The following is a 23,781-nucleotide window of genomic DNA, read 5'->3' as shown; positions in this document are numbered from 1 at the left end:
CCTGTCCGGATCGCACAGCGCGTGTCCGCGTCCCGCAGCCCTGGCATGGGTTGCGGCGTACCACAAGCGCTGTGCGGATCACACACGCAGAGCTTGGTCGGATCACACAGGGTGTGTCCGTGTCGTGCGGCCCTGGCATGGGTTGCGGCGTATCGACGAGCGCTGTGCGTTCACTGTCGGTGTCACCGACGCGGGGCGGGTGGTGGCTGGACTGGGCTTTAGGGTGGGGGGATGCGTCGGTTCAGTCTTTGGCTGCGGGGGAAGCCGCTTATCGCCGATTCGATTCTGGCGCTGGGGCTGCTGACCATCGATGTGCTCGCGGTGAGCGAGAGCCGGCACAAGATCACGTATCTGGTGCTGGGCGTGGTGCTGGTGCTGCCGATCATCTTCCGGCGGACCTATCCGCGGGGTGCGGCCATCGCGCTGGTGCTGGTGTCGATGAGTACCAGCCTGGTGCACGGCGCGGGGGAGGACACCTCGGTGCATCCGGCGCTGCTCGGGCTGGGCATCATGCTCTACACGCTGGTCGCGTATGTGGGCCGCCGCGAAGGACTCTGGTATCTGGGCGCGCTGCTGCTCGACAGCCTGCTGTCCTACGCGATGATCGGTAAGCCCGGGGGCACGGATATTCCGTTCACCGCGCTGTATTACGCGCTGTGCTGGACTTTCGCCGAATTCGTCGGTGCGCGGCACGCTTACGACAATGAGGTCGCCGCGCGGCTGGCGGTCGCCGATTACGACCGGGAACGGCGCGCGCACGATGCGGTGGCCGCCGAGCGCACGCGCATCGCCCGGGAGCTGCACGATGTGGTGGCGCATGCGGTGAGCGTCATCATCGTGCAGGCGGACGGGGCGCGGTATGCCCTGCGCCGCGATCCGGATTCCGCGGAGAAGGCGCTGACCATCATTGCCGGGACCGGTCGTGATGCGCTGCGCGAACTGCGCCGCACCGTCGAACTGCTGCGCATCGAGCATGCGCCGGAAGAACTTCCGCAGCACGGCACCGCGGGCATTGCGAAAATGGTGCAGATGATGCGCGATACCGGGCTCGATGTGACGCTGGAACTGTGCGGTGAACTCGATACCGTCAGTCCGGAAGTCAGCCTGGGCATTCACCGCATCGTGCAGGAATCGCTGACCAATACCCTCCGGCACGCCGGTCCCGCGCCGCGTGCCCAGGTCCGGGTCGAGCGCGGTGCGACCGAGGTGCTGATCGATATCGTCGACTTCGGCGGCGCCCCGGCCGCGCCCGTCGCCGAGGCGGGCCCGCCGGTCTGCGGCCCGGGCGTGCCCCGCAACGGCTCGGGCGCCTGGGTCGATGGCTCCTCCGGCCCCGAGGCGCGCATCCCCGGCAGTGGGCTCGGCCTGGTCGGCATGCGCGAACGCATTGCCGTGCTCGGCGGCACCCTCAGTACCGGCAAGAACTCGACCGGCGGCTGGGCTGTGCACGCCGGCATCCCGCTCGACCGCACCGCCGGTGAGTGAGATTGCCCGACCGATAGATTGGTTCCCGTGCCGATCACCGTACTTGTCGTCGACGATCAGGAACTCATGCGCGCGGGGCTGAAGATGGTGCTCGGCGCCCACCCCGACATCGAGGTGGTGGGGGAGGCCGACAATGGCGCGACCGCCATCTCCCGGACCGCCGAACTGCGTCCCGATGTCGTGCTGATGGATGTGCGCATGCCGGTCACCGATGGCGTCACCGCCACCGCCCGCATTATCGAATCCGGTTGCGGCAGCCGGGTACTCGTCATGACCACCTTCGATCTGGACGAGCACGCCCTGGGCGCGCTGCGTGCCGGGGCCAGCGGGTTCCTGCTCAAGGACACCCCGCCCGAGGATCTCATCTCGGCCATCCGCAGTGTCGCCGCCGGTGACGCCGTGGTCTCCCCGAAGGTCACCAAGCGACTACTGGACCGCCTCATCGCCGACGATCCCGCCGCTGGGCGCGACCCGGCGATCCTCGACGCACTCACCGCCCGCGAGCGTGAAGTCCTCGAACATATCGCCGTGGGCCGCTCCAACGCCGAAATCGCGGCGACCCTGTTCCTCTCCGAAGCCACCGTCAAGACCCATGTGGGCCGCGTCCTCACCAAGCTCGGCCTCCGTGACCGCGTCCAGGCCGTGGTGCTCGCATACGAAACCGGCCTGGTCAGGCCCGGGAGCGCCTGATCGGATTCGCCTGCTTCGGGCCGCCGCCCTCGCTGCGAGACCGGTCCGGGCAGTCTCGGCAGGGATGCGCTGCCTCAGACTGCGGGCGCTTGTTCCCGGATCGGGGTGATGATCTGTTCGGACAACCAGGCCCCGACCGCGATCGGGTAGGGCGCGCGCAGGCTCAGTACGACGTGAGTGATTCCGGCATCGGCCAATTCGAGGATGGTGCTGCGGGTGCCGGCCGGATTGTCGTAGTCCACGATGAGTTGCACTGAGCGGATGATGTCCGCCGGATCGCGGCTGATGGCGGCGCAGTGCTCGTCGAGCACCCGGATGCGGTCGGTGATGAAGTCGAGGCCGTTGTGCGGCGGGCCGGGGATATTCCAGAGGTCGGCGTATTCGGCGACCAGGCGCAGGGTGCGATCGCCCCAGCCGCCGATCAACAGGGGTGGGCGGCGAGCCGGTTTGGGTTCGTTGTGATTGCCGAGCAGGGTGTAGTGCCGGCCGTGGAAGTCGAATTCGGGCTCGGTCCACATCTTTTCGAGGATGGTGATGGTTTCGGCCAGTCGCCGCAGGCCTTCGGCGGGGGAGACGAGGGGCAGGCCGTAGGCGGTGTATTCCGCTTCGGCGGGGTTGGGGCCGGGAATGCCGCCGGTGTTCGGGGGTTGGCGGGTGCCGCCGACGCCGAGGCCCATGATGAGACGGCCGCCGGAGATGGCGTCGACGGTGCTCGCGATCTTGCCGAGGACGGCCGGTTCGCGAATTCTATTGCTGGTCACCAGGAGTCCGAGTTCCAGCCGCCGCGTGCGTGCGGCCAGCGCGGCGAGCAGTGTCCAGCCCTCCAGGATCGCGCCGTCGGCGGGACCGTTGATCGGCATCAGGTGATCCCACAGCCAGGCGTCCTCGATCTCGGGGATGCCGTCGATCTCTTCCCATACCCGCAGGATGTCGTCGTAGCCGACGCGCATGGGGGTGGTTTTCACGCCGAATCTGATTCGTGTCATAACTTCAGGCTAGCTGATCGTCAGTGCTGCTGACTATCAGTGGAACGGTAGGGTTGCCGCATGGCCGAGCCGACACCGGACGATGACGTCCTCACACCCCGCCTGGGGTATCTCCTCAAGCGCGCCTACGCGGGGCTGGCCGAGGAGATCGGGAAGGCCTTGCGGCCGTTGGGAATCGACAGTCGTGAACTCGCCGTGCTGGCCCTGCTGAATGCGACGGACACGCCGCTGTCCCAGCTGGAGGCCGCGCAGCGACTCGGCATCGACCGCACGACCATGACGGGCTTTGTCGACGGCCTGGAGGACAAAGGCCTGGTCACGCGCCGTCGCAGCGCGGAGGACCGGCGCAAGAACATTGTCGAACCCACCGCGCACGGCACCGAACTGCTCACCGCCGCCGAAGAGCTGCGCACGGCGGCGGAATCGCGTTTCCTCGCCCCGCTCGGCGCCGCCCGGCACCGGGCGCTGCTGGATGCGCTGCGCACGCTTACGCTGTGACCGACGCCGCAATCGGGAGAAAAATCGGGAGGTTGGGCGTTGGTAGGGGTAGATCGCCGAAAGGATCGCCACATGCCCGCACTACTGTTTGCCGCGTACTTCCTCGCCGAGATCGCCACCCTGGTGCTTTTCGGCCACCTCATCGGCGTGTTTCCCACGATTCTCCTGCTCGTCGCCGGATCGGCCATGGGGCTGATCCTGGTTCGCTCGCAGGGGCGCCGGGTGTTCGAGAACTTCCGCAAGGCCTCGCGCGGTGAGATCGAGCCTTCCACCGCTGTCGCCGACGGCGCACTGGTCACCGTGGGCGCGGTGCTGATGTTCGTGCCCGGCCTGCTCACCTCGCTCCTCGGTCTGGTGGCCCTGGTGCCGTTCACGCGGTTCCTGGTGCGCCCGGTCGTGGCCGCTTTCGCCGCGCGCCGCCTGAATCGGGTGGCCATGGCGGTCGGTCCGAACGGATACCGCAATGTGGTCATCGACCCCGATGGTGAAGTCATCGACGCTACTGTCGTGTCCGAGTACTACGACGATGGCCAGGGCACTGCCCACCGGATCATCGATCCTCGCTGACCACAGCCCCCGGAAACACCTCGAAGGACAGATAACTCCATGTCGAGCGATACGACCGTGTCCCATGGCGATGTCACCCTCCCGGTGACGCGCTCGGGATCCGGCCCGCAGCTGGTATTCATCAATGGCGCCGGCGCGACCCAGGTCGCGTGGAAAGCGGTCATTGCCGATCTGCCCGGTTATGAGAGCATCACCTTCGATCTGCGCGGCCATGGAAAAGCTTCCACCGCAAGCACATACAAGGTCGCGGACTTCCTGTCCGACGTCGAGGCCGTGCTGGCCGAGGTGCAGGCGGACCGGCCGATTCTCATCGGCTGGTCGCTGGGCGCCGATCTCGCGCTCGCCTATGCCGCGGCGCATCCGGGAACCGTGGCCGGGCTGGTGCTCGTCGACGGCGCGGTGCCGATCCAGCAGCCGCTGGTCACCGATGCGAAGGCCATGCGGGCGTCGGTCACCAGTCTCGGCACCAAGCTCGCCATGCTGCTGGTGCGATTGACTCCCTACCGCTATGCCATGCCGGGCAATGCCTTCGCCGATCTCACCCTCGAGGTGGACGAGCGCCGCCAGCATCATCTGCTCGATACCTATCGCGCGCTCGACTGCCCGGTCTCCATGCTGCTGGCGACCGATACCGCCACCGGGCACGATGCCAAGGCGGAGCGGGTGAACCGGACCTGGCGCGAGGGCGCCGAGGTGCTGCAGGCCGCCGATCCGGATATCACCGTGCAGTGGATCGAGGGCAATCACAAACTGCCCTTCAGCCACCCCGCCGAGATCGTCAGCGCCATCGATGCCCTGTCCAAGCAGGTTCAGCAACCGCGGTAGCGCCCGGAGTGTGAGCTACGTCCGGTGTGTGGAGTGCGGTTGCGATCCGCACGAGGGCGTGGGGCAGACTTGAAATCCGTGAGTACCCAGTTGCTTGTCGGCGGTCGCATCTACAGCTCGAGTAATCCCGACGCCACGGCCATGGCGGTCACCGACGGCACCGTGGTGTGGGTCGGCGCGGATCGCACCGGGCGGGCGCTGCATCCCGAGGCCGAGGTCATCGAGCTCGACGGGGCCTTCGTCGCACCGGCATTCGTGGATCCGCACGTGCATGTGACGGCGCTGGGGTTGAAGCTCACGGGACTCGATCTGTCGCAGGCTCGTTCCCTCGCCGAATGCCTCGAGTTGCTGGCCGCCTACGCGACCGCGCATCCGGAGGGGCCGGTGCTGGGCGACGGCTGGGACGAGACCAACTGGGCCGAGGGGCGTGCGCCCGGCCTCGCCGAAATCGATGCCGCCGCACCCGGGCGGATCGTGTATCTGGTTCGCGTGGACGCGCATTCGGCCGTCGTCTCGACCCCGCTGCTGGATGCGGTCGAGGCGATCACCGAGGCGACCGGCTTCACTCGCGGCGAGCCGCTGCGCAGCGAGGCGCATCACCGGGTGCGCGCCGCCGCGCTGGGGGCACTGCATCCGGCGCAGCGTGACCGCGCCCGCCGCGCCGCCCTCGATGCCGCGGCCGCCAATGGCATTGCCGCCGTGCACGAATGCGCCGGACCCGATATCTCGGGCGAGACCGATGTGCGTGAGCTGCTGGAATTCCAGCACGGCGTGGAGGTGCGTGCCTACTGGGGTCAGGCCGTGCGCAGCGCCGACGAAGCCCGCACCCTGACCAAGGAACTCGGCGTGCACGCCCTCGGCGGCGATCTGTTCGTCGACGGCTCGATCGGCTCGCACACCGCCTGGCTGCGCGACCGGTATGCCGACCGCGACAGCACCGGCACCGCCTACCTCGACGCCGATGCCATTGCCGCACATGTCCTGGCCTGCACCGAAGCCGGAATCCAGGCCGGATTCCATGTGATCGGCGACGCCGCCATGGATGCCGTGGTCACCGGCTTCGAACGTGTTGTCGCCCAGGTCGGCGGTCCGGCCTTCGCCGCGCGCGGGCACCGCATCGAACACGCCGAAATGATCGACGCCGCCCAGATCGCCCAGTTGGCCGCCTGGGGCGTAATCGCCAGCGTCCAACCGGCTTTCGACGCCACCTGGGGTGGCCCGGACGGCATGTACGCCACCCGCCTCGGCACGGACCGCGCCGCCACCCTGAACCCCTTCTCCGCCATGGCCGCCGCGGGCATCTCCCTCGCCATCGGCTCCGACGCCCCCGTCACGATCTTGAACCCGTGGGAAGCCCTGCGCGCCGCCGCCGATCACCGCACCCCCGGCCACCAGATCTCCCCCCGCGCCGCCTTCGCCGCCGCCACCCGCGGCGCCTGGCGCGCCGGCGGCGTTCGCGACGGCGTCGCCGGAACCCTGGTCCCCGGCGCCCCCGCCTCCTACGCCGTCTGGGAGGCAACCGATCTCGTGGTCGCCGCCGCCTCCGACAAGGTCCAGCGCTGGTCCACCGACCCCCGCTCCCGAGTCCCCGGCCTCCCGCCCCTCACCCCCGGCGCCCCCCTGCCCCGCTGCCTGACCACCGTGCACCGCGGGACGACCATCCATGCCCTCTGAGCCGACCCCCGAAAATGGTTCTCCTCCAGCACTTCCCGGTTCGCCGGACGCAGAGTCGAGTGCCGGGACATCCGGGCGGGCTGTGAGCGATGACGCGGACAACCCCGTAGCGGGATCTGCGCGGGTCGCCGAGCCGCGGGAAGAGGACGGGCCGGTCGGCGCGATCACCGCCGCGCGGGGAGAATCGGCCGCGATGAGTGCGGCGTCGGAAGGTGTTGGGGTTGTGGGTGAATCGACGGTGGACAGCGCCGGTACGGCCGGAAGTGCCGATGCCCGAGTCGATCATGGCGAGGCGCACCACGGGGGTGTGACCCAGCTCATGGCTCGGTTCGTGGAGTTGCCGCGTCGGCGTCCGGTGCTGGTGCGGATGGTCAGCGCTGTCATCGCGGGGTTGTTGCTGTTCGCCAGTTTTCCGCCGCGGACGCTGTGGTTTCTGGCGCCGGTGGGGATTGCGGTGCTGGTGCTCACGGTGCGCGGGAGTGGGCGGCTGCGTGGGGGATTCGGGTACGGGATGCTGGCGGGGCTGGCGTTCTTCCTGCCGCTGCTGCCGTGGACCGGGATCTATGTGGGGCCGGTGCCGTGGATTGCGTTGTCGACGGCGCTGTCGGTGTATGTGGGGTTGTTCGGGGTGTTCGTCCGGCTGGTCGGGCGGCTGCCGGGGTGGCCGGTGTGGGTGGCGCTCGGGTGGTCGCTGACCGAATGGGGGCGGTCGAGTTTTCCGTTCGGCGGGTTTCCTTGGGGGAGGCTGGCTTTCGGGCAGGCCGATGGGTGGTATCTGCCGTTCGCCATGGTCGGCGGGGCGCCGCTGGTGAGTTTCCTGGTGGCGCTCACCGGTGGCGGCGTGGCGGCGCTCGCGGTGTGGTTGCTGCCGTCCGCGCGCGCGGCGTACGCGGCGCGGCCGAATCGTCCCAGATGGGGCGTGCAACGTCTCACATCGTGGAACCGGATTGTTGCTGCGGCAATGCTTGTCGCTATAGTTCCGATCACCGGAGTGATCCTCCGGACCGCGCTGCCCCGCCCGGAGGACGGCAACCGGCTGATCACGGTCGCCGCGATCCAGGGCAGCGTGCCGCGGCTGGGACTGGATTTCAATGCCCAGCGCCGCGCGGTGCTCGACAATCACATCAAGCGCACCGAGGAACTCGCCAAGGCCATCGCGGCCGGGCAGGCCCCGCAGCCGGATGTGGTGATCTGGCCGGAGAATTCGTCCGATATCGATCCGCTCCGCAATGACGACGCCTACGAACTCATCACGCAGGCCGTGCGAGATATCAAGGCGCCCATCCTGGTCGGCGCGGTGCTCGTGAACGACGATCGCACCACCACCAATTCGGTCATCGTGTGGGATTCGGCCGGTCCGGGCGAGCGCCACGACAAGAAGATCATCCAGCCCTTCGGTGAGTACCTCCCGTATCGCGGCTTCTTCCGGCACTTCTCCGAATACGCCGACCGGGCGGGCTATTTCGTCCCGGGCAAGGGCGACGGCGTGGTGCACGTGCAGCCCGCGAGCGGCGGCGCACCCGTCGCGATCGGCGTGGCCACCTGTTACGAGGTCGCCTTCGATCGCGCCTTCGAGGAGGCCGTGCGGGCCGGCGCGCAGATTCTGACCGTGCCCTCCAACAATGCGACCTTCGGCCACAGCGAGATGACCTATCAGCAGCTGGCCATGTCGCGCATTCGCGCGGTGGAGCACGGTCGCGCCGTGGTGGTTTCGGTGACCACCGGCGTCAGCGCCATGATCACCGCCGACGGCACCATCGCGCAGCAGACCCCGCAGTTCGTGCCGGCCGCGCTGGTGGCCACCCTGCCGCTGCGCACGGACACGACACTCGCCACTCGTTTGGGCCCCGCGCCGGAGCGCATTCTGTGTATCCTTGCCGCGGCCGTCGCTGTAGCGGCCGTGATTCGGCGGCGGACGCGCACCCCCGCGGCGCCGGTCGATGCGGAGGGAACCGGCAGTACGCAGTCGGTGTAGCAGGGTGCAGGACACAGCGGGCACGTGTGACGAGGGCCGTCCCGCTTCGGCGATTCATGTTCGCCAATATTTAGCTGGAGCCTGTCGTCTGACCGATATGCCCAGATTGCCAGCGGTTACTTTTGCGAGTTAAGCCACAATCGTGAGGTTTGCCTTGAGGTAGCTGTCGAAAAATAAGCTCCGCCAACGCTGTTCGTTGCCGAGCAACTCGAGATCAACACCCGTCCGCTGGGCGGGAGGCTCCGAATCATAGGGCGTGGATCACGTCCTACGGCTGCTCGCGCGTGCGCGAAACCCGGTAGGACGGCCCGCCGGGGTTCGGGGAGTTGCGTCTTACAGCGGCAGAAGGAGTGTTTGATGAGTTCATTGGCCACCGATCGTGTCGACCAATGTTCTTCGGGTGAATTCTCGGCTCAACCTTTCGCGCTGTCTCCCGCGCAATCGGCCCTCTGGTACGCGCAACGCATCCGGCCCGATATTCCGCTCACCATCGCCCAGTACGTGGAGATCCACGGCGATCTGGATGTCGGCCGGCTGCTGTACGCCATCGAGCGGTTCGGCGCGGAGACCGAGGTGGGCCATGTGCGGCTGCTGGAGCTCGACGGGGTGCCGCACCAGGTGGTCGATCCCACCTGGCGGCCGGGCTGGGCACGGATCGATCTGCGCGAGGAGCCGGATCCGCGCGCCGCGGCCCTGGCGTGGATGAACGACCACGCCAACTCCGCCATCGATATCGAACACGATCCGCTGACCATCAATGTGGTGCTGCGGACCGGGGATTCGGCGTACATCTGGTACACGCGCGGCCACCACATCGTCATCGACGGCTACGGGGCCATGAACGCGACCACCCGCACCGCCGAGATCTATACGGCGCTCGAAAGCCATACGGAGCCCGTGGTTTCCCGCGCCACGCCGCTGGCGACCATCTACGGCGACGAGATCCGCTACCGCGATACCAGCCGTTTCCGCAATGACGGCGACTACTGGCGCGAACAGCTCGAGGGCGTCAGCGAGCCGATCACCCTGTCCGCCAGCAGCATTGCCGCCGCCTCCTCCGATGTGGGCCGCCGCTGCGCCACCGCGGTGCTGAGCGAGCAGGTCGAGGCCGCCGTGCAGAATGCGGCAACCACCTTCGGCTCCAATACTTCCGCGCTCTTCGTGGCCGCGCTGGCCTGCTACGTGCGGTCGGTGACCGGCAGTCAGGACGTGGTGCTGAGCCTGCCGGTCTCCGCGCGCACCACCGTGGCGCTGCGCCGTTCCGCGGGTGTGGTGTCGAATGTGGTGCCCATCCGGGTGCGCTTCGAGGGTTCGGTCTCCGTCGCGGACACCGTGCGCGCCGTCGAACTGCAGATCACCGGTGCGCTGCGGCATCAGCGCTACCGCAGCGATGACATCCGCCGCGACTGCGGCTACTCCCGGGACGCGCGCGGGTTCTTCGGGCCCATGGTCAATCTCATGCTGTTCCACAGCGAATTGAAGTTCGGCAGCCTCGTCGGCTCGCTCAATGTGGTTTCCACCGGTCCCGTCGAAGACCTCTCCATCAACCTCTACAACGGCGGCGGCAACCGCATCCACATCGATTTCGAGGCCAATCCGCGCCTGTACGGCGATGCCGAACTGGCCATGCACCACGGCCGTTTCCTCGATTTCCTGGAGCGCTTCCTGCGCGCCGACCCGCAGTCCGCCGTCGGCGATATGCCCGCCCTCACCGACCTCGAGCGCGAACGTGTACTGCACGAATGGAATTCGACCCAGGTCGCCCGCCAGGAGGGCACCCTGGCCGGGCTCTTCGCCGACCGGGCCGCCATGTGCCCGAGCCGGGTGGCCCTGGATTTCGAGGGCGAGACCCTCACCTATGCCGCCTTCGACGAGCGCGCCAATCGCCTTGCCCGCGAACTCATCGCGCGCGGAGCCGGTCCGGACAAGGTGGTCGGCCTGGCCATCCGCCGGCACCTCGACCTGCTCGTCGGCATGTACGCGGTGGTCAAGTCGGGTGCGGCCTACCTTCCCCTGGATCCGGATCATCCGGTCGAGCGCCTCGAGCAGATCCTCGAGCAGGCGCATCCGGTGTGCGTGCTGACCGCCTCCCGCGACAAGCTCGAATTGCCCGCGCAGGCAACCAGATTCGATATCGACACCGCTGATCTGTCCGCCCTCGGGGGGCGTCCGATCACCGATGCCGATCGGCTCGCCCCGCTGCGCGCCGATCACCTGGCCTATCTGCTGTTCACCTCCGGCTCCACCGGTAAGCCCAAGGGCGTCGGCGTCACTCACGCGGCCATCGTCAACCGGCTGCGCTGGATGCAGCACGCCTATCCGCTCGACAGCACCGATGTGGTGCTGCAGAAGACCCCCGCCACCTTCGATGTTTCGGTGTGGGAGTTCTTCTGGCCGTTGCAGATCGGCGCGCGCCTGCTCATCGCCGCCCCCGACGGGCATCGCGATCCGGGTTATCTGGCCCGGATCATTGCCGACAAGGGCGTCACCACCGCGCATTTCGTGCCGTCCATGCTGTCGGTGTTCCTCACCGATACCGATGTGGCCGGCTGCACCGGCCTGGCCCGGGTCTTCTGCAGTGGTGAGGCGCTGCCCGCCGCCACCGTCGCGGAATTCCATGCCGCGCTCGGCACCGGTTCCGGCGCCCCGCAGCTGCACAATCTTTACGGCCCCACCGAGGCCGCCGTGGACGTCACCGCCTGGCACTGCACGCCCGGCGCGACGGATGTGCCCATCGGCGCACCCATTTGGAACACCCGCACCTATGTACTGGATGCCCGCATGCAGCCGGTCGCGCCCGGCGTGGTGGGTGAGCTGTACCTGGCGGGTGTGCAGCTGGCGCGCGGTTACCTCGGCCGCCCCGCGCTGACCTCGGATCGTTTCGTGGCCAACCCGTTCACCCCCGGCACCCGCATGTACCGCACCGGTGACCTGGTGCGCTGGCGCGGTGGGCGGACCGGTGTCCTGGAATACCTGGGCCGCAGCGACTTCCAGGTCAAGATTCGCGGCCTGCGCATCGAACTCGGCGAGATCGAGGCCGCGCTGCTGTCGGACAAGCGGGTCGCACGTGCGGTCTGCGTGGCCCGGCGCGGGCGCGGTGGCGACGAACTCGCCGCCTATGCGGTGGCCGCCCCCGGCGTCGAACCGCTCGATCCCGCCGAACTCACCGCCGGCCTGCGCCGCGTGCTGCCCGGCTATATGGTGCCGCCGGTCATCATGGTGCTCGACGAACTACCGCTCAGCGCCAACGGCAAGGTGGACCGCAAGGCGCTGCCCGATCCGGGTGTGGCCGCGCGCCGCCCCGCGCGCACCGTCGCCGCCCCGCGCACCGAGGTCGAGCGGCAGATCACGGCCGTCTTCGCCGAGATGCTCGGCACCGAGGACATCGACGTCACCGATAATTTCTTCGATCTGGGCGGCAATTCGCTCACCGCCGCCCGGGCCATCGCGCGGGTGAACGCCGCCCTCGATGCGACCGTCACCATTCGCGACCTGTTCGAATACTCCACCGTCACCGCCCTGGCCGGTCGGCTCGACAGCCTGCAGGGGGAAACCGCCTCACTGAAACTCATTGCGGCGCAGCGGCCCGACCACATTCCGCTGTCGCTGGCACAGCAGCGGTTGTGGATCCTGAACCGCTTCGCCGAACACGCCGCCGCCTACAACATGCCCCTCGCGGTGGAACTGGCCGGGCCACTGGACATTGCGGCGCTGCGCGCCGGTCTCGTCGATGTGCTGGAGCGGCACGAAAGCCTGCGCTCGACCTTCCCGGATACTCCGGAAGGCCCCTGCCAGGTGGTGCATCCGGCCGCGGAGATCCCGCTCACCCTCGATCCGATCGATGCCACCGAGGCCGATGTCCGCACCCTCGCCACGGAATTCGCCGGATACGGTTTCGATCTGCGCAGTCAGGCCCCGGTCCGGGTGGCGCTGTACGAGACCGGACCCGACCGGTACCTGTTCCTCATGGTGCTGCACCACATCAGCGGCGACGGCTGGTCCATCGCCCCGCTGACCCGCGACATCATGGTCGCCGTCGCCGCGCGCGCCGAGGGCGCGGCACCCGGCTGGACGCCGCTGCCCGTGCAGTACGCGGATTTCGCACTGTGGCAACGGGAACTGCTCGGCGACGAGGCCGATCCGGCCAGCGCGCTGTCGAAGCAGCTGGCCTACTGGCGGGCGGCCCTGGCCGATCTGCCCGATCAGCTGGATCTGCCCCTGGACCGCCCGCGCCCGCGGCAGCGCTCCACCGAGGGCGGCCGGGTGGAATTCACCATTCCCGCCGATATCCGCCGCCGGCTCGCCGCCGTCGCGGCCGAACGGGGCGTGAGTACCTTCATGGTGCTACACGCGGCACTGGCGACAGTGCTTGCGCGCCTGTGCAATACGGTCGATATCGCCATCGGCACGCCCATCGCGGGCCGCAGCGATCCGGCGCTGGACGAGCTCGTCGGCATGTTCGTCAATACCCTCGTCCTGCGCACCCGCGTCGACCCGGCCGCCGGATTCGATCGCATGCTCGCCGAGGTCCGCGATACCGACCTCAATGCCTTCGCCAATGCCGATGTGCCGTTCGAGCGCCTGGTGGAGGTGGTCAATCCGGAGCGCTCCGCCGCCCGGCATCCGCTGTTCCAGGTCATGCTCTCCTACGACAGCACCCCGGAGCTGAGCATCCAGCTGCCCGGCGTCCTCGCCACGGTGCAGTCCATGGATGTGGACATCGCCAAATTCGATCTGCAGCTGACCGTGCACGAACCGCTCGGCATCGCCTCCGAGGATATGCCGCTCACCGCCGAATTCGGTTATGCCGCAGACGTCTTCGACCGCAGTACGGTGGAGGCCATCGCCCGTCGCTTCGGCGCGATCCTGGCCGCCGCCATTGCCGACCCGACCGTCCCGGTGGGAGATCTGCCGCTGCTGGATGCGCGGGAGATGGCCAAGCTGGTGCCCATCACCGGGTCCCCGGCCGAGGCCTCGAGCACCCTCGCACGCCTGCTCACCGATACCGCCGAGCGGCTGCCCGATGCGGTGGCCGTGCGCTACCTCGGCCAGGACACCACCTACCGGGAACTCGACGAGCGCTCCAATCGCCTGGCCCGGGTGCTGATCGAGCACGGCGCGGGTCCGGAGGTCGTGGTCGCGGTGGCACTGCCGCGCAGCCTGGACTGCATTCTCGCGGTGTGGTCGGTGGCCAAGACCGGCGCCGCCTACGTCCCCATCGATCCCGACTATCCGGCCGACCGCATTGCCCACATGCTCGCCGATTCCGGGGCCATGCTCGGCCTCACCAGCCCGGACCGGCACGAGGAAATGCCGGACTGGCCGGGAAACCGTGGGCGGCACCGCAAGACGTACGTGGACTGGCTGCTGCTCGGTTCGCAGGAGCTGGCCGCCGAATGCGCGCGGTTCCCGCTCACGCCGCTCACCAATGCCGACCGGCACCATCCGCTGCGCACCGCCGGACCGGCGTACCTCATCTACACCTCGGGGTCCACGGGCAAGCCCAAGGCCGTCGTGGTCACCAATGCGGGCATCGCCTCGCTGGCCCGCGAGCAGATGCATCTGTTCCGGGTCACCGATTCGGCACGCACCCTGCACTTCTCGTCGCCGAGCTTCGATGCCTCGGTGCTCGAGCTGCTGCTCGGGTTCGCCTCCGGGGCCACCCTGATCGTCGCGCCCGCCGGTATCTTCGGCGGCGCGGAGCTGGCCACGCTGCTGCGCGAGGAGCGGGTGACACACGCCTTCGTCACCCCCGCCGCGCTCGGCACCGTCCCGGCCGAGGAGCTGCCGGATCTGGAAGCGGTCATCGTCGGCGGCGAAGCCTGCCCCGAGGAACTGGTCCGGGTCTGGACCGATCCGCAGTCGCGGCCCGCGCACCTGCCGGTGCGCCGCATGCACAATATGTACGGTCCGTCGGAGGCGACGGTCGCGGCCACCGCCACCGGACCCATGATCGCGGGCCGTCCGGTGCCCATCGGCCTGCCGGTGCGCGGTATGCGCCTGTTCGTGCTCGACGCCCGCCTGCACCCGGTGCCGCCGGGGGTCGCGGGTGAGCTGTACCTGTCCGGGCCCGGCCTGGCGCGCGGTTATCTCGGACGGCACGGCCTGACGGCGCAGTCCTTCCCGGCCAATCCGCACGGCCGGCGCGGTGAGCGCATGTACCGCACCGGCGATCTGGTGGTCGCCGACGGCGCCGGGCAGCTGCGCTTCCTGGGCCGCGCCGACGATCAGATCAAGATCCGCGGCTTCCGTATCGAACTGCGCGAAATCGACCATGTGCTGCGCTCGTACGAGGGAATCACCTTCGCGCTCACCGTCGTCCACAATGACGAACGCGGAATCGGCCGCCTGGTCTCGTATCTCACCGCCGAGACCGAACTGGATATCGCCGCGGTGCTCGAGACCGCCCGCGGCCGGCTGCCCGGGTACATGGTGCCCTCGGCGCTGACCGTGCTCGACGCCCTGCCCGTCACCCCGTCCGGCAAGCTCGATCGCAAGGCGCTGCCCGCACCGGATTTCGCGGCCATCGCACCCTCACGCGCCCCGGAATCGGAGATGGAACTGCAGGTCGCGCAGGTGTTCGGCACCGTGCTCGGCGCGGAAGTGCAAGGCGCGGAAGACAATTTCTTCGAGATCGGCGGCAATTCGCTGCTCGCCACCCGGCTCACCGCGGCCCTGCACACCGAATTCGGGGTCGAACTCCCCGTCCGCGCCATCTTCGAGGCGCCGACCGTGGCGGGCGTGACCGTGCGCCTGCAGGAGGCGCCCCGGACGCAGCGGGCAGCGCTGGCTGTGCACACCCCGCGTCCGGAGCGCATTCCACTGTCGCTGCCGCAGCAGCGACTGTGGTTCCTGAATCGATATTCCCCCGAATCCAGTGCCTACAACATTGCATTCGTGCTGCGAATCGACGGCGATCCGGATGTGGCGGCCCTGCAGGCGGCCCTGTCCGATCTCATCGAGCGGCACGAGGTGCTGCGCACCGTCTTCCCCGAGGACGAGCTCGGCGCCAGCCAGGTGCTGCTGGACACCGCCCGCTGCCTGCCGGTGCTCGAGGCCGTCGAGACCGACGATGTGGGCGCCCGCACCGCGCTGCGCTCGCTGGCCCGGCGCGGCTTCGATCTGGCGCACGAGATCCCGTTGCGAATCACGCTGCTGCGCACCGGGAAACGACGGCATCAGCTCGGCATCGTGCTGCACCACATCGCCGCAGACGGCTGGTCGCTGGGTCCGCTGACCCGGGACCTGGCGCTGGCCTACAGCGCCCGGCACGGCGGCGTGGCGCCGAAGTGGACGCCACTTCCGGTGCAGTACGCGGACTTCAGTCTGTGGCAGCGCGAATGCCTCGGCCAGGAGCACGATCCGGAGAGCTCGGCCGCCACCCAGCTGGCCTACTGGCGCACCGCGCTGGCGGATCTGCCGGAGGAAATGCCGCTGCCCTACGATCGGCCGCGCCCGATCGAGGCCACCCAGCGCTCCGGCGTGGTGCGCTTCGAGGTGCCCGACGCCCTGCAGCACCGCCTCGCCGAGACCGCCCGCGCCAATGGCGTGAGCATGTTCATGGTGCTGCGCTCCACCCTCGCGATCCTGCTGCGCGTGGTGACCGGAGGCCGCGACATCGTCATCGGCACCCCGGTCGCCGGGCGCACCGATACCCGCCTGGACGAGCTGGTCGGCATGTTCGTCAACACCCTGGTGCTGCGCTCGGACGTGGACCCGGACCGCAGTTTCGCCGAACTGCTGCAGGCCGACCGCGATACCGAACTGGCCGACATGGCCAATGCCGAGGTCCCGTTCGAACGGGTGGTGGAGGAGCTCGGGTCGCGGAGCGACGATTCGGCACAGGAGCGGCGTCCTTCGGGTTTGCGCCCGCTGCTGCAGGTCGCGCTCACCGTGCAGGACACGCCGCTGCCGGCGCTGCAGCTGCCCGGCCTCGGCCTGCAGGCCGAGGAACTCGATATCGCCCTCGCCAAATTCGACCTCGAACTGCGGGTGCTGCCCGGTGACCGCCCCGAGGCCGAGCAGCGGTCCTACGAATTCGTCTATGCCGCAGAACTGTTCGACCAGCAGACCATCGAGGTGCTCGCCGAGCGCCTGGTGCGGATCTTCGATACCGTCACCGCCGATCCGCGGGCGCGCATTCGCGCCATCGACGCGCGCACCGATGTCGAACGCGAATTGCTCACTCCCGCCTGGGGTCCGGCGCCGGAACCGCAGTGCAGTCTGGCGGCCTACTTCGCCGCCACCGCACATCTGAATCCCGAGCGCGAATTCCTGCGCTTCGGCGATACGGCACTGACATATCTGGAATCGGATGTCTACTCGAACCGCCTGGCGCGGGCGCTCATCGCCCAGGGCATCGGCCCGGGTGATCGGGTCGCGCTCGGTCTCACCCGTTCCGCGGAGTCGGTGCTGTCGGTGCTGGCGGTCGCCAAATCCGGGGCGGCCTTCGTCCCGGTCGATCCCGGCTATCCGGCGGATCGGGTGCGGCATATGCTCTCCGACTCCGGCTGCCGGGTCGGCGTCAGCATGACCGAGCACGCGTCGCGACTGCATGCCGCGGCCGGCGATCACCCCATCGAGTGGATGCTGCTCGACAATCCCGAGCTGATCGAGGAATTGGAGGTGCTCGACGACAGTCCGGTCACCGATGTGGACCGCCTCTCCACGCTGTGGACCGGTGACCTCGCCTATGTCATCTACACCTCCGGTTCCACCGGGCGGCCCAAGGGTGTGGCCGTCACCCACGGCGGACTCTCCAATTTCGCCGACGAGATTCGCGATCGCATGCGCGTGGAGCGGGATTCGCGCACCATGCACTTCTCCTCGCCGAGTTTCGACGCCGCCCTCTTCGATCTGCTGCTCGCGATCGGCTCCGGCGCCACCATGGTCATCGTGCCCGCCGATATCTACGGCGGTGACGAACTGGCCGCGCTCATGGAGGCGGAGCAGATCAGCCACACCTTCCTGACCCCGGCCGCACTGGCCACCATCGATCGCGAGCGCTGGGAGCTGCCGCACCTGCGCGCGGTCGCGGTCGGCGGTGAGGCCTGCGGTCCGGAACTGGTGGCGCGCTGGGCTCCCGGACGGCTCATGTTCAACGGCTACGGGCCCACCGAGGCCACCGTGGTCGTCACCATCGCCGGACCCATGGAGCCCGGCATGCCGGTCACCATCGGCACCCTGGTGCGCGGCGCCCGTGCGGTGGTGCTCGACGAGCGCCTGTGCCCGGTACCCGTCGGTGTGCCCGGTGAGCTGTACGTCGGCGGCCAGGGCACGGCCCGCGGCTATATCGACCGATTCGATCTCACCGCAGCGCGATTCATCGCCGACCCGTACGGGCCGGAGGGTTCGCGCATGTACCGCACCGGAGACGTGGTGCGCTGGACCGCCGCGGGCGAACTCGTCTATCTGGGCCGCAGCGATCATCAGGTCAAGGTGCGCGGCTTCCGCATCGAGCTCGGTGAGATCGACGCGGTGCTCACCTCGCATCCGGCAATTCGCTTCGCGCACACCGAGGTCCGCGATATCGCGGGCACGAAGAGGATCGTCTCCTATGTGCTGCCCGCGGGGCCGGAGCTCGATCTGGAGCAGGTGCGGGTGCACTGCGCCGAGCATCTGCCCGTGCACATGGTGCCGAGCAGTCTCACGCTGCTCGATCACATTCCGCTGACCCCGGTCGGCAAGCTCGACCGCGAGGCGCTGCCGCAACCGCAGGCCGTCCTCGCGCAGATCTCGCGCGATCCCGAGACCGATACCGAGGTGCTGGTCGCGGAGGTCATGGGCGAGCTGGTCGGCGCGCAGCAGCTCGGCGCCGACGACAGCTTCTTCGAGGTCGGCGGAAACTCGCTGCTGGCTACGCAACTGGTGGCCCGCCTGGCGACCGCCACCGGTGTCCGCCTCGAAGTGCGCGCCGTCTTCGCCGCACCCACCGTGGCCGGACTGGCCGCGCAGCTCGACGCCGGACCCGCCTCGACGGATCTGCGACCCGAACCGCGCCGCCGCACCCGTCCCCGGCAGATTCCGCTGTCCGCCGCACAGCGGCGACTGTGGTTCCTGGAGAAGTTCAATGCCTCCGGCGCGAACGATGAAGCCATGGGCGCGTACAACATTCCGGTGGCCCTGCGCCTGCGGGGCGAACTGGATGTCGCGGCCCTGCGCGCGGCATTGCACGCGGTGCAAACCCGGCACGAAACACTGCGCACCGTCTTCCCCGAGGTCGACGGTGAGCCCTGCCAGCACGTGCTCGACGCGGTCGACGCCGCGGTGGCGCTGCCGGTCTGCGGTGTCGCGGCCGAGGACGTCACCGGTGAGATCCGCCGGATCGCCGCCGCCGGATTCGACCTCGCCACCACGGTGCCGCTGCGTGCCACCCTGCTGCGCCTGACCGGTGCGGCGGATACCGAACCGGACGAACACGTGCTGGTGCTGGTGGTGCACCACATCGCCATGGACGGCTGGTCACTGCGTCCGCTCGCGGTCGATGTGGCCACCGCCTACAGCGCACACGCCGGCGGGCAGGAACCGGACTGGCCCGAATTGCCCATCCAGTACGCCGATTACACGCTGTGGCAGCAGGATGTGCTGGGCCGCGAAAGCGATGCGGATTCGGTCATCAGCCGGCAGCTCGACTACTGGCGCCGAGCCCTCGACGGCAGTCCGGAGCTGCTCTCGGTGCCCGCCGACCGGCCGCGGCCGCCGGTGCCCACCTATCGCGGCGGCACCGTCGACTGCACCCTGGACGCCTTCACCCACCGCGAATTGCAGTCCCTGGCAGCCGAACACGGCGTCACCATGTTCATGGTGCTGCACGCCGCGCTCGTCGCCCTGCTGCACCGCCTCACCGCCGGTGACGACATCACCGTCGGCACACCCATTGCCGGGCGCGGGCATCCGGCACTGGATCAGCTCGTCGGCATGTTCGTCGGCACGCTGGTCCTGCGCACCCGGCTCGACCGCGATGCCGCCTTCGGTGAACTGCTGCGCGCGGTCCGCGATACCGATCTGGAGGCCTTCGCGCACGCCGACGTCCCGTTCGAACGGCTCGTCGAGGTGCTCAATCCCGCACGCACGCAGGCCCATCACCCGATGTTCCAGGTCATGCTGTCGGTGCAGAACCAGCCCGCGCAGGTGCTGGAACTGCCCGGCCTGCGCATCGAGGCCGACGATGCCGATCCGGGTCTGGCCAAATTCGATCTGCAGTTCACGCTCACCGAGTCCTGGACGCCGAGCCGCCTGCCCGACGGCATCACCGTCTCGGTGAACTATGCGACGGACCTGTTCGACGAGCGCACCGCGCAGCGATTGGCGGACCGGTTCGTACGACTGCTCGGTGCGGCCGTCGCGAATCCCGCGACCGCCGTGGGTGATCTGGCACTGCTCGATTCCGGCGAATGGTCGGCGCTGGCACCGGTACGCGGCGCCGAAGCCGGACTGCCGATCACCTTCCCCGAGGTGTTCGAGGCCGCCGCCAACCTCAACCGCCAGGCCATCGCGGTGCGGGCGGCGGGCACGCAGATCTCCTACGACGCACTCGACCGCTGGACCAACCGGCTGGCCCGCACGCTCATCAGCTACGGCGTCGGCCCGGAAACCCTGGTCGCCATGGGTATTCCGCGCTCGGCCGAATCGGTGGCCGTCACCCTGGCCATCGCCAAGGCGGGCGCCGCGTTCGTGCCCGTCGATCCCAATTACCCGGAGCAGCGCATCAGCCATATGCTGCTGGATTCCGGTGCGTCCGTGGGCATCACGCTCGCCGCACACCGCGAGCGCATGCCCGACGGCGCGAATTGGACTGTGCTGGACGCGCCGTCGTTCCGGCGCCGGGTGCTGGCCGCCTCGGACGCACCCATCACCGATGACGAGCGCACCAGCCCACTGCGCATGGACAATCCGGCGTACGTGATCTACACCTCCGGCTCCACCGGCATCCCCAAGGGCGTGGTGGTCACACACGGCGGTCTGTCCAACTTCGCCGCCGAGACCGCACAGCGCTTCGAGGTCGGCCCCGGCTGCCGGGTACTGCACTTCGCCACACCGAGTTTCGACGCCGCCATGCTCGACCTGCTCTTCGCGCTCGGCGGCGCGGCCACCCTGGTGATCAGCCCGCCCGGTGTGGTCGGCGGCGCGGAACTGGGCCAGGTGTTCATGCAGGAGGGCATCACGCACGCCTTCATCACCACCTCGGCGCTGGGCACGGTCGATCCGGCCGGTGTCACCTCGCTGCGGCATGTGCTCGTCGGCGGTGAGGCGCTGCCGCCGGACCTGGTCACGCGCTGGGCGCCGGGCCGCAAGCTCTACAACGTGTACGGGCCCACCGAAACCACCATCGTGACGGTCATGTCGCAGCCGATGACCCCGGGCGGCCACATCACCATCGGCGGACCCATCCGCGGCGTGCAGGCCACCGTCCTGGACGGCCGGCTGCATCCGGTTCCCGCCGGGGTCACCGGTGAACTGCAATTGTCCGGCGCCGCACTGGCGCGCGGGTATCTGCGGCGGCCCGGGCTCACCGCGCAGCGGTTTGTCGCCAACCCGTTCGGCAAGCCCGGTGAGCGCATGTACCGCACCGGCGATCTGGTGCGCTGGATCGAGCGCAGTGGCCGGGTGCAGGATCTGGAGTACATGGGCCGCACCGACCACCAGGTCAAGATTCGCGGCTTCCGCATCGAACTCGGTGAGATCGACGCCGCCCTGGCCCGGCATCCGCAGGTGGAGTTCGCCACCACCATCGGCCACCGCACCCCGGCGGGTGTGACCGCACTGGTGGCCTATGTGAAGCCGCGCAACGGGACCGCGCCCTCTGTGGACGCGCTTACCGCGCACGTGGCGGAACTGGTGCCCAATTACATGGTCCCGCAGTCGATCATGCTGCTGGACCGGGTGCCGCTCTCACCGGTCGGCAAGCTCGACCGCGACGCCCTGCCCGAACCGGTGTTCGCGGCCCGCGAGGGGTACCGGGCGCCCGGCACGGCGACCGAAGCGGCACTGTGCGCCGCCTTCGCCGAGGTGCTCGGCGTCGAGCAGGTCGGTGTGGACGACGGCTTCTTCGAACTGGGCGGCAATTCGCTGCTGGCGACCAAGGTGGTCTCCCAGCTGCGGGCGGCGGGCGTCGACCTTCCGGTGCAGGCCATGTTCGGCGAATCCACCCCCGCCGCCATCGCGCGCCGCCTCGCCGACGCCGACGGTGACGCGGGGGCAGCCCTGGCCGTCGCATTGCAGGCGCTGCTGCCGCTGCGGCCGATCACCGAAGCCGGTGTGCCACCGCTGTTCTGCGTGCATCCGGCGATCGGTCTGGCCTGGTGCTTCGCCGGACTGCTCGCACACCTGCCCGCCGATCGGCCCGTCTACGGTCTGCAGGCGCCGCACGTCAGCGGCGACGACGACCACCGCACCATCGGCGAGGCCGCGAGAAGCTATGTGGCGCATATGAAGTCGGTGCAACCGCAGGGTCCCTACCATCTGCTCGGCTGGTCGCTGGGCGGTCTGCTCGCCCACGAGATCGCGGTGCAGCTGCAGGAGGCGGGGGAGGAGGTGGCGCTGCTCGCGCTCATGGACAGCTACCAGCTCTCGGAGCAGTGGCTCGAGGAGGCGGTGCCCAGCGTCGCCGACATCATCGGCGAATTCGGCAGTGATCTGCTCGGCGGCACCACCGATGTGGATCCGCGCATGAGCCTGCAGGAGGCGGCGGAATTCCTGCGCAGTCGGCCGGGACCGTTCGCGGCCCTGACCGTCGACCATCTGGAACGGCTCTACACCGGCTATGCCAATGGCGCGGTGCTCGCGCACGATTTCGACCCGCGCGTATTCATCGGCGATCTGCTCTTCTTCACCGCCGCCGACGACGAGATCAACCGGGCCGACCCGGACCGCTGCGCCGCGGCCTGGGATCCACACATCACCGGCGTCGTGCACGACCAGCTCGTGCGCTGCCGGCACTCGGGCATGACCACGCCCGAATCCCTCGCGGTGATCGGACCCGTACTGCGAGATCACCTGTCCACCAACGTTTCACGCACCCAGCGGGAGGAAAGCCGATGAGCCTCGCGGTAGAAGTGGACGGCCTGGTCAAGTACTACGGCAAGGTCCGCGTGCTGGACGGGGTGGATCTGGAGATCCCGTCCGGCACCGTCATGGGTCTGCTCGGGCCCAATGGCGCCGGTAAGACCACCACGGTCCGGATCGTCACCACCCTGCTGGCCCCGAGCTCGGGGACCGTCCGGGTGGCGGGCATCGATGTGCTGAAGGATCCGGCCCGCGCCCGGACCCGGCTCGGGCTGTCCGGGCAGTACGCGGCGGTCGACGCCAACCTGACCGGGTTCGAGAACCTGCGCATGGTGGCGCGGCTGTACGGCATGAGCCATCGCAAATCCGCCGAGCGCGCCACCGAACTGCTCGCCGCCCTGGGACTCGAACACGCGGCGGGCAGGCAGGCGGGCACCTACTCCGGCGGCATGTCGCGCCGGCTCGACCTGGCGGGGGCGCTGGTGTGCCGTCCGCCGGTGGTGGTGCTCGACGAACCCACCACCGGGCTCGATCCGCGCGGGCGCATCGATATGTGGCGGGTCATCGGCGAACTGGTGGACGACGGCACCACCGTGCTGCTCACCACCCAGTACCTCGAGGAAGCCGATCTGCTCGCCGATCGCATCACCGTCATCGACCGCGGGCGAGTGATCGCCCGCGGTTCGGCCGATGAGCTCAAGACCTCCATCGGCGGCGACAAACTCACCGTCACCCTCGCGGCGGGTCAGGATCCCAAGCCCGCCAAGCAGATTCTGGCCCAGGTCGGCCTCGGTGAGCCCAGTGCGGACGCGGACGCCGATCAGGTCACCGTCGTGGTGGGCGACGGCACCCGCACCATGGTCGAAGCCCTGCGCCGCCTCGACGACGCGGGCGTCTGCGTGGTCGACGCCACCGTGCACCGGCCCAGCCTCGACGACGTATTCCTTTCTCTCACCGGCAAATCCGCGGACCGCAAAGCAGCGGCCCGACGCACCGACACCGTGCAAGAGGAGATCCTCTCGTGACCACCACCGCTCCCGCCCCCGAGACCGCGGCGGCGCCGGACAGACAGCGCGA

General features: G+C 69.0%; 10 protein-coding genes. 9 read left to right on the top strand and 1 reads right to left on the bottom strand.

Going from position 1 to position 23,781, the window contains the following annotated elements; all coding sequences use genetic code 11:
* Positions 1–231: 231 nt before the first annotated feature.
* Both OG326_RS25670 and OG326_RS25665 read left to right on the top strand, forming a co-directional pair.
* Positions 232–1,485, top strand: coding sequence for a sensor histidine kinase (locus tag OG326_RS25670; protein ID WP_327139673.1), 1,254 nt, complete (start codon positions 232–234; stop codon positions 1,483–1,485).
* Between the two features lie 27 nt (positions 1,486–1,512).
* The gene (locus OG326_RS25665; protein ID WP_297617418.1) at positions 1,513–2,175 is read left to right on the top strand and encodes a response regulator; all 663 of its coding nucleotides are present in this window, start codon (positions 1,513–1,515) and stop codon (positions 2,173–2,175) included.
* A gap of 74 nt (positions 2,176–2,249) precedes the next feature.
* Here OG326_RS25665 and OG326_RS25660 read toward each other — a convergent pair whose 3' ends face one another.
* Positions 2,250–3,161 (bottom strand): LLM class flavin-dependent oxidoreductase, encoded by a 912-nt coding sequence (locus tag OG326_RS25660; RefSeq protein WP_327139672.1) that lies wholly within the window; start codon positions 3,159–3,161, stop codon positions 2,250–2,252.
* A 60-nt stretch (positions 3,162–3,221) separates the two neighbouring features.
* On the opposite strand from OG326_RS25660, the gene OG326_RS25655 reads away from it, so the two are divergent.
* The 7 genes from OG326_RS25655 (at position 3,222) to OG326_RS25625 (ending at position 23,729) form a co-directional block, all read left to right on the top strand.
* Complete coding sequence (locus tag OG326_RS25655) at positions 3,222–3,659, top strand: MarR family winged helix-turn-helix transcriptional regulator (RefSeq protein WP_327139671.1); 438 nt, start codon at positions 3,222–3,224, stop codon at positions 3,657–3,659.
* A 72-nt stretch (positions 3,660–3,731) separates the two neighbouring features.
* Positions 3,732–4,226 (top strand): FxsA family protein, encoded by a 495-nt coding sequence (locus tag OG326_RS25650; protein ID WP_327139670.1) that lies wholly within the window; start codon positions 3,732–3,734, stop codon positions 4,224–4,226.
* 39 nt (positions 4,227–4,265) lie between these two features.
* On the top strand, positions 4,266–5,051 hold the full coding sequence (locus tag OG326_RS25645) for an alpha/beta fold hydrolase (RefSeq protein WP_327139669.1): 786 nt from the start codon (positions 4,266–4,268) through the stop codon (positions 5,049–5,051).
* A 78-nt stretch (positions 5,052–5,129) separates the two neighbouring features.
* Positions 5,130–6,725: an amidohydrolase gene (locus OG326_RS25640; RefSeq protein WP_327139668.1), complete on the top strand. Its 1,596-nt coding sequence runs from the start codon at positions 5,130–5,132 to the stop codon at positions 6,723–6,725.
* Between the two features lie 319 nt (positions 6,726–7,044).
* Positions 7,045–8,700: an apolipoprotein N-acyltransferase gene (lnt, locus tag OG326_RS25635; protein ID WP_327146579.1), complete on the top strand. Its 1,656-nt coding sequence runs from the start codon at positions 7,045–7,047 to the stop codon at positions 8,698–8,700.
* 357 nt (positions 8,701–9,057) lie between these two features.
* A complete protein-coding gene (locus tag OG326_RS25630; RefSeq protein ID WP_327139667.1) occupies positions 9,058–22,740 on the top strand; it encodes a non-ribosomal peptide synthetase in 13,683 nt (4,560 codons plus the stop codon).
* Positions 22,737–23,729: an ATP-binding cassette domain-containing protein gene (locus tag OG326_RS25625; protein ID WP_327139666.1), complete on the top strand. Its 993-nt coding sequence runs from the start codon at positions 22,737–22,739 to the stop codon at positions 23,727–23,729. Before OG326_RS25630 ends, OG326_RS25625 begins: the two co-directional genes overlap by 4 nt.
* Positions 23,730–23,781: the final 52 nt, after the last annotated feature.

The sequence above is a fragment of the Nocardia sp. NBC_01327 genome, from assembly GCF_035958815.1.
GTDB lineage: Bacteria > Actinomycetota > Actinomycetes > Mycobacteriales > Mycobacteriaceae > Nocardia.
The sequence above is the reverse complement of the archived record's forward strand: the minus strand, read 5'-3'. Positions and strand labels throughout refer to the sequence as shown.

What these genes read in the sequence shown, in the direction of transcription:
- OG326_RS25670 (WP_327139673.1), top strand. Translation starts at nt 232, where the DNA reads ATGCGTCGGTTCAGTCTTTGGCTGCGGGGGAAGCCGCTTATCGCCGAT.
- OG326_RS25660 (WP_327139672.1), bottom strand. Translation starts at nt 3,161, where the DNA reads ATGACACGAATCAGATTCGGCGTGAAAACCACCCCCATGCGCGTCGGC.
- OG326_RS25650 (WP_327139670.1), top strand. Translation starts at nt 3,732, where the DNA reads ATGCCCGCACTACTGTTTGCCGCGTACTTCCTCGCCGAGATCGCCACC.
- OG326_RS25630 (WP_327139667.1), top strand. Translation starts at nt 9,058, where the DNA reads ATGAGTTCATTGGCCACCGATCGTGTCGACCAATGTTCTTCGGGTGAA.
- OG326_RS25625 (WP_327139666.1), top strand. Translation starts at nt 22,737, where the DNA reads ATGAGCCTCGCGGTAGAAGTGGACGGCCTGGTCAAGTACTACGGCAAG.
- OG326_RS25655 (WP_327139671.1), top strand. Translation starts at nt 3,222, where the DNA reads ATGGCCGAGCCGACACCGGACGATGACGTCCTCACACCCCGCCTGGGG.
- OG326_RS25645 (WP_327139669.1), top strand. Translation starts at nt 4,266, where the DNA reads ATGTCGAGCGATACGACCGTGTCCCATGGCGATGTCACCCTCCCGGTG.
- lnt (WP_327146579.1), top strand. Translation starts at nt 7,045, where the DNA reads ATGGCTCGGTTCGTGGAGTTGCCGCGTCGGCGTCCGGTGCTGGTGCGG.